The sequence below is a fragment of the Actinomadura sp. CNU-125 genome (assembly GCF_001942465.1).
Classification (GTDB): Bacteria; Actinomycetota; Actinomycetes; order Streptosporangiales; family Streptosporangiaceae; genus Spirillospora.
This window is the reverse complement of record NZ_MKJY01000585.1, coordinates 1-14693: the sequence shown is the minus strand read 5'-3', so window position 1 is coordinate 14693 and position 14693 is coordinate 1. Positions and strand designations below refer to the sequence as shown.

The 14693-nt window shown below is 70.7% G+C and carries 23 protein-coding genes; 7 read left to right on the top strand and 16 right to left on the bottom strand.

The window, feature by feature from the left end; genetic code table 11:
* Positions 1-23 precede the first annotated feature (23 nt).
* The 4 genes from BJF79_RS46660 to BJF79_RS46645 all read right to left on the bottom strand — a co-directional run bounded on the left by BJF79_RS46660 (position 24) and on the right by BJF79_RS46645 (position 2819).
* Complete coding sequence (locus tag BJF79_RS46660) at positions 24-707, bottom strand: anti-sigma factor (protein ID WP_075907058.1); 684 nt, start codon at positions 705-707, stop codon at positions 24-26.
* Positions 697-1212, bottom strand: a complete 516-nt coding sequence (locus BJF79_RS46655) for an RNA polymerase sigma factor (RefSeq protein ID WP_262403581.1) — start codon at positions 1210-1212, stop codon at positions 697-699. The genes BJF79_RS46660 and BJF79_RS46655 overlap by 11 nt, the downstream gene beginning before the upstream one ends.
* Before the next feature lie 75 nt (positions 1213-1287).
* Positions 1288-1929, bottom strand: a complete 642-nt coding sequence (locus BJF79_RS46650; RefSeq protein ID WP_143220975.1) for a class F sortase — start codon at positions 1927-1929, stop codon at positions 1288-1290.
* A gap of 35 nt (positions 1930-1964) precedes the next feature.
* Positions 1965-2819: a DUF4397 domain-containing protein gene (locus BJF79_RS46645; RefSeq protein WP_075907056.1), complete on the bottom strand. Its 855-nt coding sequence runs from the start codon at positions 2817-2819 to the stop codon at positions 1965-1967.
* A 15-nt stretch (positions 2820-2834) separates the two neighbouring features.
* Here BJF79_RS46645 and BJF79_RS46640 point away from each other — a divergent pair, with 15 nt between their 5' ends.
* Entirely contained in the window at positions 2835-3356 is a 522-nt protein-coding gene (locus BJF79_RS46640; protein ID WP_143220974.1) for a YcaO-like family protein, read from the top strand.
* Positions 3353-3739: a TfuA-like protein gene (locus BJF79_RS46635; protein ID WP_075907055.1), complete on the top strand. Its 387-nt coding sequence runs from the start codon at positions 3353-3355 to the stop codon at positions 3737-3739. Before BJF79_RS46640 ends, BJF79_RS46635 begins: the two co-directional genes overlap by 4 nt.
* A 1208-nt stretch (positions 3740-4947) precedes the next feature.
* On the opposite strand, the gene BJF79_RS46625 is transcribed toward BJF79_RS46635, so the two are convergent.
* The 6 genes from BJF79_RS46625 to BJF79_RS46600 are packed head-to-tail and all read right to left on the bottom strand — an operon-like array spanning position 4948 to position 6999.
* Positions 4948-5301 (bottom strand): hypothetical protein, encoded by a 354-nt coding sequence (locus BJF79_RS46625; RefSeq protein WP_143220973.1) that lies wholly within the window; start codon positions 5299-5301, stop codon positions 4948-4950.
* On the bottom strand, positions 5298-5918 hold the full coding sequence (locus tag BJF79_RS46620; RefSeq protein ID WP_075907053.1) for a hypothetical protein: 621 nt from the start codon (positions 5916-5918) through the stop codon (positions 5298-5300). Before BJF79_RS46620 ends, BJF79_RS46625 begins: the two co-directional genes overlap by 4 nt.
* Before the next feature lie 11 nt (positions 5919-5929).
* Positions 5930-6121 carry a hypothetical protein gene (locus BJF79_RS46615; protein WP_075907052.1) on the bottom strand — a complete coding sequence of 64 codons (192 nt, stop codon included), beginning with the start codon at positions 6119-6121 and terminating at the stop codon, positions 5930-5932.
* Positions 6118-6549 carry a hypothetical protein gene (locus BJF79_RS46610; protein WP_075907051.1) on the bottom strand — a complete coding sequence of 144 codons (432 nt, stop codon included), beginning with the start codon at positions 6547-6549 and terminating at the stop codon, positions 6118-6120. The genes BJF79_RS46615 and BJF79_RS46610 overlap by 4 nt, the downstream gene beginning before the upstream one ends.
* Positions 6546-6758 (bottom strand): hypothetical protein, encoded by a 213-nt coding sequence (locus BJF79_RS46605; protein ID WP_075907050.1) that lies wholly within the window; start codon positions 6756-6758, stop codon positions 6546-6548. Before BJF79_RS46605 ends, BJF79_RS46610 begins: the two co-directional genes overlap by 4 nt.
* Positions 6751-6999, bottom strand: coding sequence for a hypothetical protein (locus tag BJF79_RS46600; RefSeq protein ID WP_075907049.1), 249 nt, complete (start codon positions 6997-6999; stop codon positions 6751-6753). The genes BJF79_RS46605 and BJF79_RS46600 overlap by 8 nt, the downstream gene beginning before the upstream one ends.
* 97 nt (positions 7000-7096) lie before the next feature.
* Between BJF79_RS46600 and BJF79_RS46595 the strand changes: the two genes are divergently transcribed.
* Positions 7097-7375: a GntR family transcriptional regulator gene (locus tag BJF79_RS46595; RefSeq protein WP_075907048.1), complete on the top strand. Its 279-nt coding sequence runs from the start codon at positions 7097-7099 to the stop codon at positions 7373-7375.
* 245 nt (positions 7376-7620) lie between these two features.
* Entirely contained in the window at positions 7621-7785 is a 165-nt protein-coding gene (locus BJF79_RS56785; protein ID WP_158079509.1) for a hypothetical protein, read from the top strand.
* Between the two features lie 268 nt (positions 7786-8053).
* Here the strand turns inward: BJF79_RS56785 and BJF79_RS46590 are convergent, their stop codons facing one another.
* The 6 genes from BJF79_RS46590 to xerC all read right to left on the bottom strand — a co-directional run bounded on the left by BJF79_RS46590 (position 8054) and on the right by xerC (position 13358).
* Positions 8054-9370, bottom strand: a complete 1317-nt coding sequence (locus BJF79_RS46590) for a hypothetical protein (protein WP_143220972.1) — start codon at positions 9368-9370, stop codon at positions 8054-8056.
* A 14-nt stretch (positions 9371-9384) separates the two neighbouring features.
* Positions 9385-9690, bottom strand: coding sequence for a hypothetical protein (locus BJF79_RS46585; RefSeq protein ID WP_075907046.1), 306 nt, complete (start codon positions 9688-9690; stop codon positions 9385-9387).
* Positions 9687-10055 (bottom strand): hypothetical protein, encoded by a 369-nt coding sequence (locus BJF79_RS46580; RefSeq protein WP_075907045.1) that lies wholly within the window; start codon positions 10053-10055, stop codon positions 9687-9689. The genes BJF79_RS46585 and BJF79_RS46580 overlap by 4 nt, the downstream gene beginning before the upstream one ends.
* Positions 10048-10356, bottom strand: a complete 309-nt coding sequence (locus tag BJF79_RS46575) for a helix-turn-helix domain-containing protein (RefSeq protein ID WP_075907044.1) — start codon at positions 10354-10356, stop codon at positions 10048-10050. The genes BJF79_RS46580 and BJF79_RS46575 overlap by 8 nt, the downstream gene beginning before the upstream one ends.
* A gap of 340 nt (positions 10357-10696) precedes the next feature.
* Positions 10697-11827, bottom strand: coding sequence for a tyrosine-type recombinase/integrase (locus BJF79_RS46570; protein WP_075907043.1), 1131 nt, complete (start codon positions 11825-11827; stop codon positions 10697-10699).
* Positions 11828-12170: 343 nt separating this feature from the next.
* A complete protein-coding gene (gene xerC, locus BJF79_RS46565) occupies positions 12171-13358 on the bottom strand; it encodes a tyrosine recombinase XerC (RefSeq protein ID WP_262403580.1) in 1188 nt (395 codons plus the stop codon).
* A 366-nt stretch (positions 13359-13724) separates the two neighbouring features.
* Here xerC and BJF79_RS46560 point away from each other — a divergent pair, with 366 nt between their 5' ends.
* The 3 genes from BJF79_RS46560 to BJF79_RS46550 all read left to right on the top strand — a co-directional run.
* Positions 13725-14030 carry a transposase gene (locus BJF79_RS46560; RefSeq protein WP_075907042.1) on the top strand — a complete coding sequence of 102 codons (306 nt, stop codon included), beginning with the start codon at positions 13725-13727 and terminating at the stop codon, positions 14028-14030.
* Between the two features lie 47 nt (positions 14031-14077).
* Positions 14078-14416 carry an IS3 family transposase gene (locus BJF79_RS46555; protein WP_075907041.1) on the top strand — a complete coding sequence of 113 codons (339 nt, stop codon included), beginning with the start codon at positions 14078-14080 and terminating at the stop codon, positions 14414-14416.
* On the top strand, positions 14413-14693 hold a 281-nt coding region (locus BJF79_RS46550; RefSeq protein ID WP_143220977.1), incomplete at its 3' end, for a DDE-type integrase/transposase/recombinase. The genes BJF79_RS46555 and BJF79_RS46550, both read left to right, overlap by 4 nt.

Below are 14693 nucleotides of genomic sequence, written 5' to 3'. Positions count from 1 at the left end.
CGCCGGACCTCACCCGGACGGCATCACGTCGGTAGGCGTCCACGCAGGAAGCTGTTGGAAGAATGTGCCGGATTCCCGTCCCGCGGCTCCAAAGAAACGTCGACGACGGGATACCGCGCCGGGTTCAACCCCGGCGGCAACGGCAGCGTGCCGGTCCCGGTCGAAGTCAGATTGCCCAGCGAGATGAGTTTCTGTGCGGCGGGGTCCAGCAGCCAGACCTGGTAGTACCCGCCTCCGGCCGGCAGGCCGCTGACATCGAGGTGGACGGCCAGACCGCCGTCGAGGCGTTGGAGGGTGGCCGACCCGGTCCCGGCCTTGCCCGGCAGGGAGGTCAGGGCGGTCCGGGCGATCACCTCGGGACGCTCGTTCAGCGATACGCCCAGTCCGCCGACCAGGACACCGATCAGGCCTGCTGCGACGGAGGCGAGCAGCATGCTCCTCCGGTGGACCCACCAGCGGTGCGGCCGAGCCCGCGCCGGCGCGGCGGCCTCATCTTCGAGGTCCGCGACGATGCGGTCCCACACACGGGGCGGGGGCTCCAAGAGCTGGTCCGCGGACGGCCCGTACCGGGCGGTCTCCACCACGCCCTGGAGTTCGTGCAGTTCACGCGTGCAGGTGGTGCAGCGCGCGAGGTGCGCGTCGGCGTCGGAGCGGTCGATGTCCTCGCCGAGGGCCAGCAGTGCGAGCTGCTCGTGGTCAAGATGCATCGTCCACCCCCAATCTGTCGCGCAGCAACCCCAAACCCCGTCTGATGTGGCTTTTCACGGTACCCAGCGGCAGATCCAGCCGCTCGGCGATCTCGGTGTGCGTCAGTTGTTCGTAGAAGGCGAGGCGCAGGATGGTCCGGCGCGGTTCTCCGAGCCGGGTCATCTCGTCGGCGAGCACCACGCTGTCGGTGACGGCCTGCGGATCCGGCGGCGGATTGTCGTCGACGGGGGCGACCAGCGCCAGATCCCGTTCCCGGCGGCGGCCGGCCCAGTGGTCGGCCACCCTGCGCCTGGTGATGCCCATCAACCAGGCCGCGGGGCTCCCCATCTCCAGCTTGTAGGTGCGGCGGCTGCGCCAGGCCGATACGAACACCTGCTGCGTAACGTCCTCGGCGTCGCTGCGGTCGCCGAGCGAACGCACCGCCACCGTGTAGACCAGCCGGGACCAGCGCCGGTACGCCTCGGCCAGGCACGCCTCGTCGCCGTCGCGCAGGCGGACGCCCACCTCCGCGTCGTCCAGCTTCTCGGCGACCGGCTCGCGACCCGGATCCGCGGCGAAGCCGCGCGCCCCGGCGACGCACTACGCACGTGATCGCGGGGTGGCTGCGGATCCGGCCGGGACCGCAGTGACGATCAGGTTGTCGCGGTAGCTGCCGAGGCGCTCGATGAAGGGGCCGCCGCAGGTGATCAGCGTCAGGCGGGGGGCACCGTCCCGCGCGAACAAGGTCTGGTACGGGACGGCCTGCTTGACGATGTACTCACGCGAAACCACCCGGTAACGCACGCTCGGGCCGTCCGACATCCGCACCCGGACGTCCTCGCCCGGCTCGATCCCCCGGAGCGCGGCCAGCGCCCCCAGGCCGCTGGTCGCGCTGTCGACATGACCGGCGATGACCACCGATCCGGCCCCTTCCCCGGGTGCGGCTCCGTAGCGGTACCACCCTACTTTTGCGGGATCGTCGGGGATGGCCATCCTCCCCTTCCGGTCCACACCGACAGGCGTGATCGGGGCCGCCACGTCCCGCTGCGGAACGATCAGCTCGACGGGGCGTCCCGCGTCGGCGACGGGACCGGTGGGGTTCGTGCCGTTCGGGGCGCGCTCGGTGGGGACGGCGGCGAAGTCGGGCCGCCGTCCCGCGTCGGTGGCGGCGGGCCGGTGGAAGGCGATCGCGAGAGCGGCGGCTCCGAGCGCGATCACCAAGCCGCCCACCAGCACCGCCACCGTCCACCGAAGCGACCGCCGTGGCGATCGGGCGCTCAGCGCCGGCCTCGCACCACGAGCAGCCGGACGCCCGAGGTCGCGGCCGCCAGGAACCCCGCGCCGATGAGCGCCAGCAGCCACCACGACACGCCGAACGGGCCGGACGACGGCTCGGCCTGGCCGCCGGTCCCGCCGGGAACGCCACCGGGGGCCGTGTGCAGCCCCTCGATGACCTGCGTGGCCAGCTTGAGGTTGCCGTCCTCGGCGCTGCCCCACGCGTACACGATGGTGTTGGTGCCCTCACCCAGGTCCAGGTTGGCCGGGCCGATCACGACGTTGTCGGTCCCGGCCAGGACGACATCGGCCTCGACCGGGCCGGCCGCCGTTTCGAGTTTGGCCTCGTTAGGGTTGGTCAGCCCTTCGACCACGGGCTTTCCGTTGGCGCGCACGTCCACGGCGGGCGCCGCGGCGACGTGCCGGACGGTGAGCCGCGCCTTGCCTGCCGCGACTTTGGAGGTGTCGTTGACGAAGGGGGTGAGCATGGGGTCGCCGTTCTCACCGAGATGCGCCACCACGGTGGCGTTGGCCCCTCCGGGGACCTTGACGCCGTCCTTGCTGATCGCGGGTTCCCCGTCCGGGCCCTGCCCGGCCTTGAAGACCTTGAGGTCGTAGGTTCCCGCGGGCAGCTTCAGCGGATCGGTGAGCGTGCCGGGCTCGAAGTCCGACACCAGTTCCTTGTCGCCGGCGTACACGTCCACGGTCAGGCCCGGTACGGCGTGCAGGATGCTGACGGTCGCGGTCTGCCGAGCCGCGGCCGACTCCCTGCTCGTCGCCGCCGTCGCCGGCGCCGCGGTCGCAGTGACCGCCCCCAGCAGGAGCGCGGCCGCTGCTGCGAAAAATGACTTTCGCATGGTAGCTCCGATCGTTTGTGTGGATACAGAGCATTCGGCCGCTACACCCGCTTCGGATGCACATCACCCACCACGACTGCGAAACTTTACCGGAGGTCCTGGTCGTGTTCGTCTTCGGCGAGGCGCCGCCTTCTGAGGGGCCACGCGGCCGCGGACACGGGCTGCCACCCCGACCCGGCCGTGGCCCTGTGCCGGGCGCTGACCGAGGCGGCGCAGAGCAGGCTCACCGCCATCACCGGCGCGCGCGACGACCTGCCGCCGGTCCTCTACCGCGCCGCCGCACCACCGGTCGCGTCCGGCCGCACCGGACGAACCGTCGGGTGGGACTGGGGACGGCCGCTCGCCCGCTCCTTCACCGCGGACGTCCGGGCCCTCACCGACCTGATCGCCGAGCGCACCGGGCGCGTCCCGATCGAGGTCGTGCTGCCGAGCCCCGGCGGCGTCCCGGTCGTCAAGGTCATCGCGCCGGGGCTGCGCTTCGACGACCGCCGGGAACTGGGGGACTCCGGCCCCCGCACGGGAGGCGTTCCGTCATGACCCGCACGTTCGTCTTCACCGGCCCGTCGCTGGACGGACGGGAGGTTCGGGCCCTCGCACCGGACGCGGTCGTCCTGCCGCCCGTCGGGCACGGCGACCTGCTCGCGTGCGGTGCCCGGCCGGGTGATCGGGTGGCGATCCTGGACGGTGTCTTCTTCCAGTCGGCGTCCGTCCGGCACAAGGAGATCTGCGCCCTGATCGAACAGGGTGTCGCCGTCCACGGGGCCGCCGGCATGGCGCCCGCGCGCGGCAGAACTCGAACCGTTCGGCATGGCCGGGTCCGGGGGTGTCCAACGCCTGTTTGTTCCGGTGCGGCCTGCTGGAACGCGACGACGAGGTCGCCCTGGCGCACGCCGGTCCCGAGCAGGGGTGGCGCGCCCTGACCGTCGCCCTGGTGTCGGTGCGCACCGCGCTGGGGAGACTGACGCGCGGGGCGCAGCGACGGCCGGTCCGTGCGCCGCCTGCTCGCGGCGCCCCGCCGGCCGCCCTTCGCCGAACAGGCCTGGCCGCTGATCCGCACCGAAGCCTGAGATCGCTGCCCGCCCTCGCGCAAGCCGTCCGCGGGCAGGCCGGGGAGAGAGAAGGGCCGAGGCGTCGCCGACCCCCACGCGATGCTGCGCGAACTCGGGCGTGGCGCCACGATCGTCCTGCGCGACCTGATCCGCTACTGCCCGCCCACCGCGGAGTTCTGCGATGGGCTATCGACCGCGCTCGGCATCCCCACATCGGCGGCTGAACGCACATCACGATCGGGAGCGCCACGGCGCCGTCCCGGTCGACACCTCGATCAACATGGTTGCCGACGAACCATCCATCTCGGCCCGGTCGTCCACTGTGACTAGAAGTCAGCGGCGAGTTACTTAAAGGGATCGTCAAGCCCCAAAGAGAGCGAGACGGAGCATGCCTGGAGGGCGAGTCCCGACCGACGAGCGAACACCGAGCGAACACGGGAACAAACCGGGACGGAACCGGCGGGGGGCAAACCGGGCCAATCTCGCGTTTGCCCTGGTCAGGGGTGGTGGGTCGCGTGGGACTCGAACCCACAACCTACGGATTAAAAGTCCGGAGGTGTGCATGTCGACCGTCAAGCTGCTGACAGGCCGCGCCCGTGCGACCATTGTTGTTCGGCTCAGTGGGCGGCACGAGAGCGGGGGAGTGGATCCTAGTTACTGAGGGTGAATAGTGGGCAGGGGCGGGGGTGTCAATTGCGGGAGATCAGAAGCTGCTCGACCTTCCCCGAAGGGCGCTGTGGTGGAGTGAAGGGGCAGTCCTGAGCTGGGCAAACTTAAGAGTTGGTCTTGTGGCGGGAATGGTCGGTCGTGTTCACACCGAAGAGGTCACTGGTTCGAACCCAGTATCGCCCACTTGCATTTATGCAGGTCAGACCCCATTTCCCGCAGGGGTCCCCGTGGTCATGCCAAACCCATGCCAAAGGCGCAGCGGTTCCAGCGTTCCGCATCCTGGGGCTGACCTGGGAGAACGAGACACTCGGGCAGGCGCTCGCCCCCAGTGCACCTAGACGCACCTGGGTATAGGTAGCCGCACCTAACGCCGGTTAGGGACGGCCAGATGCCCCCTGCCGAATCGAGTCCTACTCGGCCCGAACCGAACTCTCGAACGGGTCGCGGAGGCGCTGGCGCTCGGCCTCGTCCAGCCGAGCCACCTCGGCCGCCATGTGCGCCCACGGCGTCGCGGAGGAGGACGCGCCGCTCGCGCTCCACGGGCGGACGGTCAGCTCACCGTCCTCGATACGGCGGCGCAGGGCCACGACCCCGCCCGACCCTCGTGCGTACCCGCTCGACAGGTAGGCCCGCTCGACGGCGGTCGGCCCCATCGCGCCCGCCCGCTCGACGGCGTCGGCGCAGGGGTGGCACAGGCCGCCGGTCCAGACCTCCGCTCGGGCCTGCTCGCGACCGCCCAGCCGGGCGACCTCGGCCGCGCTCATGCTGATCGAGGACAGGCCGCACATGGCGCAGCCGCCCCGAGCGGGGCCAGCTCGACGGGCGGGGCACCGGCCGCCACGCGGACGGCCATCAGCCGCCCGGCGACGGACCGCAGCGCGGCGCGCGTCTCCTCGTCCACGTGCGCCCAGGGTTCGGGCGCGCACCGGCCGGGCCGCGCGACCGACGCCCAGCGGGCCGAGCGGGCGGACGCGAGCCCCTCGTAGACCGCCTCGAACACGCTCAGCAGCTCCCTGGGGTCGTCCGGGGGCGCGGCGGTCCCTCCGGCCGCCTCCAGCCCGCACAGGGCGGCCACGAGGTGATCGCGCAGGGCGGGGCCGTGAAGGATCAGCCCGTCGCGTCGGAACGAGCCGAGAGCCTTGGCCAGGCGGTCAGCGGCGGCGGGACGTTCGGAGCACGAGGGGCAGCGGGACAGCAGCACGTACCCGGCGAGAGCGGGCGGGGGCGTCGATGGGTCGAGGCTCGGCCGTCCCCGGAAGACCGGCACCCGCTCGCAGACCGCCGCCCCCTCGGGGCACGCCTGCCCGCAGTCGGCGCAGGCGTGGCGACCCTCGGGCAGGCTCACGAGGGCGGTCGGGGCGGTCTCGGCCGTGGTGGTCATGGCGGGCTCCTTCAGAAGTGGATCGCGCGGCACGCGGAGCAGTAGCCCCGGGGCATGCCCCCCGAGCTGGCCACGAGGGCGGGTGCGGGCAGCTTCGGCGCCGCCCGGTTCACGTACTCCTTCAGGCGGCTCATCGCCGCCCTGCGGCTGGCGGGCGTCTGGTGGCTGCGGTCCTGGGCTATCGCCAGGTCCGATCGGGTCACTGGACGGCTCTGGGGTCGAACCATGTCCGGTCCTCCTCGGTGAACAGGGCCGGGCAGTCCGGCGAGTGGGTGATACCGACCGTCACGGGCACGGCGCGGTACCCGGCCAGGTGCCCATGCTCGGGGTCGGGGCCGCTGATCCCCGCCGCCTCGCCGCACAGCGGGCACAGCCCGGTGCCGTTGGCGACCACGCGGGCCATGTAGCGCTGGCGGAACTCCAGCGGGGCCGAGTCGCGCACGGAGGGCATTGCGGTCACGTGCCCGTCCTCGCCGCCGACGCGCCAGGCCGTGAAGCCGGGCGGGACGGGCGCACCCGCCAGCCGGGTCACGGGCGGCCAGTCCTCGGGGTCCGAGGGGTTGGCACGCGCCCGGTCGGCTCGGTCCATCGCGGCGGCCAGCCGGGCGCGCAGGTCGGCGGGGGCGGTCATGGGGCCATTCTCTCCGAGGGGGCCGGGCTGCTGCCGGTCGCGTTCTCAGGCCGGTCCGGGACGGTGGACGGGTCTCGGACGGCCTCAGCGAGGAACTGGACGCGGTCGGCGTCCTCGCGCTCGCCCAGCAGCCAGTACGCGGACTCCGGCACGATCGCGTCCATCAGGGCCTCGTAGGCGGCCAGGCGCTTCGCGAGGTCGTCAGACATCGGCGTTGCGCCAGGGGTGCGCGGCCATGCGCTCGGCCAGCTCCTCGGCCGCCCGCTGGAGGTCGTAGCGGACCCGCGCGGCGACGCACGCCATGAACAGCTCGCACCAGTCGGAGTGCTCCAGGGTCAGGTCGTGGTCACTGACGTGCACGGCCTGCCACCGGCCGCCGTCCAGCTCGAACACGTCGAAGTCAGGTATCTGCCGCTCGGGCTCGCGGGCGCGGCGTGGGAGGGACGTCATGGGCCTGACCCTACGCGGATTGACCAACGGTGTGTAGTGGTGTGAAGCATTGACTAGTGGTGAACAAGCATTAACCGCAGGTCAATACGGTGAGATCATGAGCATTGACCTGGACTCGCCGGACCCTCTGTATGAGCAGGTGGCCGCGATCATCGAGGCCAGGATCAAGGACGGCACCTACACCAAGCGCATCCCTCCGGCCCGCGCGCTCAAGGACGAGTTCGACCTGTCGTTGCCCACGATCCAGAAGGCCATCGGGCTCCTGAAGGAGCGCGGCGTCGTGGTCACGCGGGTCGGGCGCGGGACCTTCGTCGCCCAGTCGGACGAGGTGGACGGCGGGGGAGACCGACCGCCAGAGCACCCGACCACCGGGTGATCGCGGTCACCCTCGGTCACCGGCCGTCGCCGGGCGGCCGTCACCCCCTGGGCGCACCGTACTACGCACCGTATCGGCCCTAGGATGGTCACCGTCCGTGCGTCGCGGCACTCCTTCGGCCCTCGCCCCGCCTCCCCTCGAAGGGGCGGGGCGTCGGCTTCTCCGGGTCGGCTCGAACTGCACTCTGTGACGCAGGTCACCGAACATGCGTTCGTGAGACAATCGAGGGGAGAGGAAGGACCGCCATGCACCGCACCACGACCACGCTCTACCGGCCCGCCGCTCCCTCGCTGACGCGGCGCGCTCCCCGATCCCTGACCGCGAGCGTCCCGGCTCGGGCCTCCAGCCGTCAGGAGAAGGTGCGCCTGGAGATCGCCCGGCTGCGCGCCTACACCCAGAACCGGGCCTGAATCCTCCACGCTCCACGCTCCACGCCTATAGAACCCTCCACGCTCCGCGTGGAGGAGCGTGGAGGAACCTCCACGCAGACACGTGGAGAATCGCGTGGAGAAACATCCCAGGTCAGAGCATGTATCAAGAGTTCTCCACGCGGCTCTCCACGCGCCCGTGGAGGAGCGTCGAGCCGCGTGGAGAGCGCTGCGTGGAGAACGGTGGGGCACCTCCCACCCGTCCGGCCGCCTTTCAGGGGGCGGCGTCCGGTCGGGAGGTGCCCGCCGGTCAGGGCAGCAGCCGGACCTTCGCGTACCGTCCCCGCGCGGACGTGGCCACCAGGTCCTCGTACTCGCTGCCTGACATTCGCTCCACGCCCAGCTCCTTGGCCACGGCGCCGGATGGCGCCCAGCCCTCGGCATCGGCATGCTTCCCTAGCGCCTGCCTCAGCCTGTCCAGCCGCTGAGCGTCGGCGTACCGTGCGGCCTGCTCCGCCAACTGGCGGGCCTGCGCCTCGGCTACCCTGCTCGCCCTGGTGCTGGTGCCGGTCGCGTGGTCCAGCGTCACCTGGAACGGGGTCACCGGCTTGCGGAGCGGCTTCACCTGGTGAATACGCACGTCGCGTGCGCCGGGATCGCCTTCGATGAACAGCACCGACCCGAGACCGCTGAACACCTCGCGGTGCCCGTAGACCTGCTCCAGCGCGGGAGTCCCGCGCCGGTACTCCTTGACGGGGTGGTGGAGGAACACGACCTCGACGTTCAGCCCGCTGAGCATCTGGGTCATCCTCGCGATCCCCGACAGCCGCTTGGTGTCCATCGTGTCGCCCAGGTCCTTGCGGGAGTCGAACACGACCATCCCCGCCTCGAACCGGGCCACGGACTCAAGCAGCCACTCCTGCCCCCGCGCGCCGCTCAGGTCGAGCACGGGCGGCGACTCATGGAACACGAACCGCTCGTTCACCTCGTCGCCCTGGTCGGGTGACAGGCTGCGCACGAACGCCTCGCGGGCCTGCTGGGGCCTGTCCATCGCGAAGTAGAGCACCCGCTCACCGCGCGGCAGCACGGCCACGGGCAGGTCCCACATCACCGGCCCCCAGCCGGACAGGCCGGCCCGGCGCTTGGCGTACTCCTGTCCGAACGAGGTCTTCCCGGTGCCGTCGCGTCCGGCGATCATCAGGCCCTGGCCCACCGACGACAGCAACTCGTCTTCGGTGCCCCACAACGGGTTGAACGGCGGGGTCTCGAACACCTCACGACCCGACTTGAACGCGGCGTTCGCCAGCTCCAGCCCGGCGGCCTGCGACTCCAGCCGCACTTGATCGGCAACCCACGCCGTCCGGCGCGAGCACCCCAGGCATTGCCTGGGGTCGTGCGAGCGGTCGGACACCTCGGTACAGACTGGAGGTCCGCCGTCGTCCGCCTGCACGCTGTAGCGCTCAGTGCGCACCACGCGCAGGCCGGTCTGACTGTCCTCCCAGTCCCGAAGCGTCCTCAGGCGCCAGCGGTCACCCTCGGCCCAGTGCTCGCGCTGCCACTCGTTCATGGCGGCGAAGTCGGGCACCTCGCCGTCAAGCGGCACGACGGCGGTCAGATCGAGTTCCACCTCATCGTTGTCGCTCACCCGCCCACCACCTTCGCCAGCTCGGCGTGGGCGGCCTGCATCTCCGCCACGATCGCGGCGGGCGGCGGCGGGGCCGGGCGGGGCGGCAGCGGCGGAAGGGGGAGCCCCAAGCGCCGCAGTCGCCACCACCAGCGGTTGTAGTGCGTGGCGCACATGCCGCGCGTCTTCCTCGGGCGGCGGCAACCGGGCTCCGAGCACTCGTCCTTCCTCCGGAACTCGGGCAGTTCGCGGCCCTCCTCGACCAGCCAGCGCCACGAGGGGTCACGGGTGAACCAGCCGGGCGGGTCGGTGCGGGCGCTCATCCGCCCACCGCCTCGGCGTGCGCGGCCCGCATCTCCTCCACGACGGCCCACGGGTTCGGCGAGACCGGGCGGGCGGGCACGGCACCCGCGCGCCGCCACTGCTCGTGGTGCATGGAGCACCAGCCGTGCGAGCGGATGGCGCGGCGGCCCCCGCAGCCGGGCACGATGCACACCTTGCACGCCCGCTCGCTGACGCGGTGCTGCCTCTGGCAGTGCGGGCCGCAACCGGTCTTGTCCAGGAAGTGCGCGCACTCGATGGCGGCGGCGGCGTCCTCCCAGTACGACACGGTGCGGTCGCCGCACGAGTAGAGGGCGTACGGGGCGTCGATGGAGTCGGCGGGGTTGATGACCCTCGGCTCACTCACCGCCCTCACCGCCGTCCGTGACGGCCTCGGCCACGGTGACGATGCGGGCCTTGGGGCCGTAGGGCTGGACGGCGCGGCGCACGGCGGGGATCACGCGGACGGCGGCGCGGATCTCGTTCAGGTCAACCCTGATAGCACGGCCGCCCGGTAGCCGGTACCCGGTGATGTGCCCTCGGGTGATCCAGTTCCGGATGGTGCGATCGGTGACGTCGAGTTCGGCGGCGGCCTGCTCCTGCGTGACGAGCTGGCGCTTGCCCTGCTGGATGTCGAGGTGACGCTTGGCGTGCTCACGCTTGGACATTGAGAGTGCTCCCGAAGGATGCACAGCCGAGGGGCAGTGTGCCCTGACACCTTGGCTGCTGACTCTCACCTCGCGGGCCTCATGGGAGGCCGCTCCTAGCGCTGCTCCTGCTGCTCATGCCGGGTGAATCGGTGGCAGCGAGTGTCCGTTATCCCGAGCGATCAGCAGCGCGACCCTCGGGCGGTGGTCTGTCTCTCGTTCCAGCTTACCCGCACGTCAGACGTGCCTGTCCGGCCCTGAGTGCGCCTGTGCCGGACGTGAGGGGCGTCCGGGTGTCCACGGTGCCGTGAGGCGCAGCGGCACCCGTGCGGCGGTTCCAGCGTTCCGCTCGCCTCCCGGCCTATGCCTCGCCGGTCAGCTCGCCTGTGTCCTCGCTCCAGCCGGTCAGCTCGGACAGGGCGCGGGCGATGGCCGCGTCCCGGCCTCCGGCGGCGTGCTGGTAGTTCAGCGCCGCCTGGGACGAGGAGTGGCCCAGGCGCGACATCAGCTCGCGCAGGGTCGCGCCGGACTGGGCGGCCAGCGTCGCCCCGGTGTGGCGCAGGTCGTGAAAGCGCAGGTCCGGCCGTCCGGCCTTCTCCCGAGCCGGGTAGTAGACCTTCGCGAAGCTGGACTGCCGCAGGTGCCCCGCCGCGTCGTTGCGGGCGGGGAACAGCAGCCCGTCGGAGCCCGGCGCGGTGTGCTCCAGCAGGTGGGCGCGCACCATCGGCATCAGGTGCGGCGGGATCGCCACGTCGCGCTCGCCCGCCTCGGTCTTGGGCGTCTTGACGACGAACCGGCCCTCGGCCAGCACGACGGCGCGGGAGATGCGCAGGACCCCGGCCTTGACGTCCACGTCGCCCCGGCGAAGCTCGGTCAGCTCCCCGTAGCGCAGCGCGCAGAAGGCCGCAAGGGCGACCATCAGCCGGTAGCGCGGCGGCATCGCCTCGGCCAAAGCCGCCAGCTCCTCGACGGTCGCGGGGCGGATCGCGTGGCGTCGGCGCGACTGCCCGGCCCCCCGGATGCGGGCGGGGTTCACCGTCAGGTGCCCGTCCTCCACTGCCCCCGCGAGGATCGTCCGCAGCAGGCCGTACGCCTTCGCGCGGTAGGTCGGCCTGTCCTGCGGCAGGCGGCGGCCGTGCCAGCGCGTCACGTCCTCGCGAGTGATCGTGTGCAGAGGCGTGGCGGCGAACTCGGGGAGGATGAACCGGTCGAGCAGGTCCCGGTACCCGGCGCGGGTGCGGTCGGCCAGCGGACGGCCGCGCACCGTGCGCGTGGCCAGCCACCGCTCGGCGTAGTCGCCGAACGAGGTGGTGACCTGCGCCGTGGCCGTGGTCCACGTGCCCTTGCTGATCATCGAGCGCTGCTCACCGAGCCATGCGACCGCGTCCCGCTCGGTCTGGAAGGTCCGGGCGGTCTGGCGGCCGTCCGGGGTGAGCAGCCGCGCCTGGAACGTCCCCCGAGGGCACGCCTTGGTCGGCGGGAGGTGCCGCACGCCGTGGGCGTGGGGCGTCTTGCGCTTGCAATGGGGGCAATTCGCTCGCTTCGGACGTGACAATTCTGGGACTCCTTCGGCTATGTGCACGAGAGCCATTCCCGTGCCAAACTCATGCCAAATGCCTATGTATCCCAGTGTACCGCGTTTCCGCTCATTTCCGAGCGTTCTTGCAGGCCACATCGCCTTTTTGCAGATCAGCGACGAATGCCGGATTCACTTTCGAACCCAGTATCGCCCACCGCGTTTCAGCAGGTCAGAGAGGGGCTCGGAGTTCACTCCGGGACCTTTTTCGATCTTGGAAGACCGTCGGGAGCCGAACGGGGAGCCAACACCCACAGGCCTAGGCGGACCTTCCCCGACCGAACACGGTGTTCATCGTGGCGGCTCCCTCGTTGATGACCGGCCTGAGCTGGTGCCGGTACACCTTCTCGGTGACCGCCGTCCCGGCGTGCCCGACAAGGTCGGCGATCGTCTCGATCCGCACGCCGCTGTCGCTCATGATCGACACGAACGAGTGCCGCAGCTCCCGCGGCGTCCAGTTCTCCCCGATCCCGGCCACCCCGGTGATCCGCCGGAACTCCCGCCGCACATTGGCGGGACTCAGCGCCCTCCCCGTCCGGGTGCAGAAGACGAGATCCCCGTCCTGCCACACGAGACCGGCTTTGAGTCGTTCGGACGCCTGCCGGACGTGCAGCCGGCGCAGCGCGTCCACCGCGTCGTCGGGGAGCTCCAGCGTGCGCCGCGAGGTTTTGGTCTTGGTGTCGCCGTGCGCCCGCACCGAACGCCACACGTAAACGGCGAAGCGTTCATGCTCGAACCCGGCCGTGCCCACCGGGCGCCACGCGTCCCCTTCCCTCTCCCAGGCGACGACGTGCTGCCACTGCAGAGCACGCGCTTCTTCGGTGCGGATGCCGATCATGAGGCTGAGTACGACGTAGGCGTGCAGCCTTGATGACTTGGCGGCCTTGAGCACGGCCGTGGCCTGGTCGAGGGTGAGGGCCTTGCTCGGCCGTCCGGCCCGGCCCTTGGGAGTGGTGACCAGCTCGGCCACGTTCCGTACGACCCGGTCGCGTGCCTGCGCCTGCCGGATGGCCCGCTTGAGGATCGAGTGCACCGCCTGCAGGCTCCGGGTGGACAGGTTCCCGGTGAGTCCGTCGAGCCATTCGTCGACGTCGTCCGCGCGCAGGTCCTTGATCTTGGTCTTGCCGATCAGCGGGATCACGTGCTTGTCGGCGAGGCCGCGGTTCGTCGTGACGGTGTTGGCGTCGCGTCCTTTGAGTCCTTTGGCGAGCCAGTCCTCGACGGCGTCCGCGACCGTGTAGGTAGCGGAGCTCTTGATGCCGGACTCCAGATCCTTGGCGGCCTCCTTGAGCTTGTCCCGGACTTCGGTCTTCGTTCGTCCCTTCCTTTTGAGGCGTTTGCGCCCTCCGGGTAGATCGAACCCTCGTACTTGCCGATCATGATTTTTGCCATGGGTTGCTCCTCGTGTCGGTCGAGGTGGACCTTGCCGACCTGTCAGGTCACCCACGCCAGCGGAGCACTCTGCGAGCCGACGGCCGTGGCCGCACTCTCTTATGCTTCGGATCACGCTCAGTGCCGGGGAGCGCGCTCTGGGCGTTGGGCATGTCGAGTGCCCTTGTTGCTCCCGGGCGGTTGGCGGTGCCTTGAACGGGTTCGCGTCGGGAAGGCGGGGGAGACGGCTCGAGCGCTCCTGGCGATCACGTGCCCTGAGGTCGTTTGCTATTCCATTCAAGCACGGAGTGCAGCTGTTTACTCACGAAGAGTCAAGGGTGAAGTTGGGGTGGCTGTCACGCGGGGGTGTCGGGCTGAGCTTCCCCCGGAGCACGGACTACTGACCTGAGGTCACCGGCGATCATCAGGAAGGATGTCCGCCATGCCCTCACCACACCCGCCCGAGTTCCGCCGCCGCGCGGTCGAGCTGGCCCGCCAGGGCGATAAGTCCGTGGTCCAGCTGGCCAAGGATCTGGGCGTCAGCCGGTCCTGCTTGCAGAACTGGGTGAACCAGGCCAATACCGACGACAAAGGCGCAGGAGAGAAGGGCGGCAGTGACCGCCTGACCACCGCGGAGAAGAAGGAACTGGCCGAGCTGCGACGGCGCAACCGGCAACTGGAGACCGAGAACGAGATCCTCAAACGGGCGGCCGCGTACTTCGCCCGGGAAAACGTGCTCCCAAAGTAATCTACTCGCTGGTCCGCGAACTCGCCGCCGACTCCATCCCGGTCGCGGTGGCCTGCCGAGTACTGAACGTCTCCACGTCGGGATATTACGACTGGCTCGGCCGGCCCGAGCCGCCCCGCGCGCTGCGGAACAAGGAACTGACGAAGATGATCCGCGAAATCCACGCCGATTCCCGGGGCAGTTACGGCTCGCCTCGTGTGCACGCGGAACTGACGCTGGGGCTGGGCGAGCGGGTCAACCGCAAACGAGTCGAGCGGCTGATGCGCCACGCCGGGCTGCAGGGCGTCTACCGGCGCAGGGGCCGCCGCAACCTGGTGCATCAGGCGACCGAAGAGGACCTGGTGCAGCGCCGCTTCGACGTCGCGGCCCGGCCCGGCTCTGGCTGACCGATATAACCGAGCACCCGACAGGCGAAGGGAAACTGTACTGCGCAGCGGTCATGGACGCCTATTCGCGGCGGATCATCGGCTGGTCCATCGACGCCCGCCAGGACACCGATCTCGTCGCGGGCGCCCTGGCGATGGTCGTGACACGGCGCAACCCGCCGACCGGTTCCACAATCCTGCATTCCGATCACGGGACTCAAGGCGGATTCAACTGGTCGTCGCAACACCTTGTAGCCGGGGATGGTGCTGGTGGGTTTGGGGAAGCGTCAGGAGGCTG

Excerpts from the sequence above, each read along its gene's own strand:
- BJF79_RS46660 (WP_075907058.1), bottom strand. The coding sequence starts at position 707 with ATGCATCTTGACCACGAGCAGCTCGCACTGCTGGCCCTCGGCGAGGAC.
- BJF79_RS46645 (WP_075907056.1), bottom strand. The coding sequence starts at position 2,819 with ATGCGAAAGTCATTTTTCGCAGCAGCGGCCGCGCTCCTGCTGGGGGCG.
- BJF79_RS46635 (WP_075907055.1), top strand. The coding sequence starts at position 3,353 with ATGACCCGCACGTTCGTCTTCACCGGCCCGTCGCTGGACGGACGGGAG.
- BJF79_RS46625 (WP_143220973.1), bottom strand. The coding sequence starts at position 5,301 with ATGAGCGCGGCCGAGGTCGCCCGGCTGGGCGGTCGCGAGCAGGCCCGA.
- BJF79_RS46620 (WP_075907053.1), bottom strand. The coding sequence starts at position 5,918 with ATGACCACCACGGCCGAGACCGCCCCGACCGCCCTCGTGAGCCTGCCC.
- BJF79_RS46610 (WP_075907051.1), bottom strand. The coding sequence starts at position 6,549 with ATGACCGCCCCCGCCGACCTGCGCGCCCGGCTGGCCGCCGCGATGGAC.
- BJF79_RS46605 (WP_075907050.1), bottom strand. The coding sequence starts at position 6,758 with ATGTCTGACGACCTCGCGAAGCGCCTGGCCGCCTACGAGGCCCTGATG.
- BJF79_RS46600 (WP_075907049.1), bottom strand. The coding sequence starts at position 6,999 with ATGACGTCCCTCCCACGCCGCGCCCGCGAGCCCGAGCGGCAGATACCT.
- BJF79_RS46595 (WP_075907048.1), top strand. The coding sequence starts at position 7,097 with ATGAGCATTGACCTGGACTCGCCGGACCCTCTGTATGAGCAGGTGGCC.
- BJF79_RS56785 (WP_158079509.1), top strand. The coding sequence starts at position 7,621 with ATGCACCGCACCACGACCACGCTCTACCGGCCCGCCGCTCCCTCGCTG.
- BJF79_RS46585 (WP_075907046.1), bottom strand. The coding sequence starts at position 9,690 with ATGAGCGCCCGCACCGACCCGCCCGGCTGGTTCACCCGTGACCCCTCG.
- BJF79_RS46575 (WP_075907044.1), bottom strand. The coding sequence starts at position 10,356 with ATGTCCAAGCGTGAGCACGCCAAGCGTCACCTCGACATCCAGCAGGGC.
- BJF79_RS46560 (WP_075907042.1), top strand. The coding sequence starts at position 13,725 with ATGCCCTCACCACACCCGCCCGAGTTCCGCCGCCGCGCGGTCGAGCTG.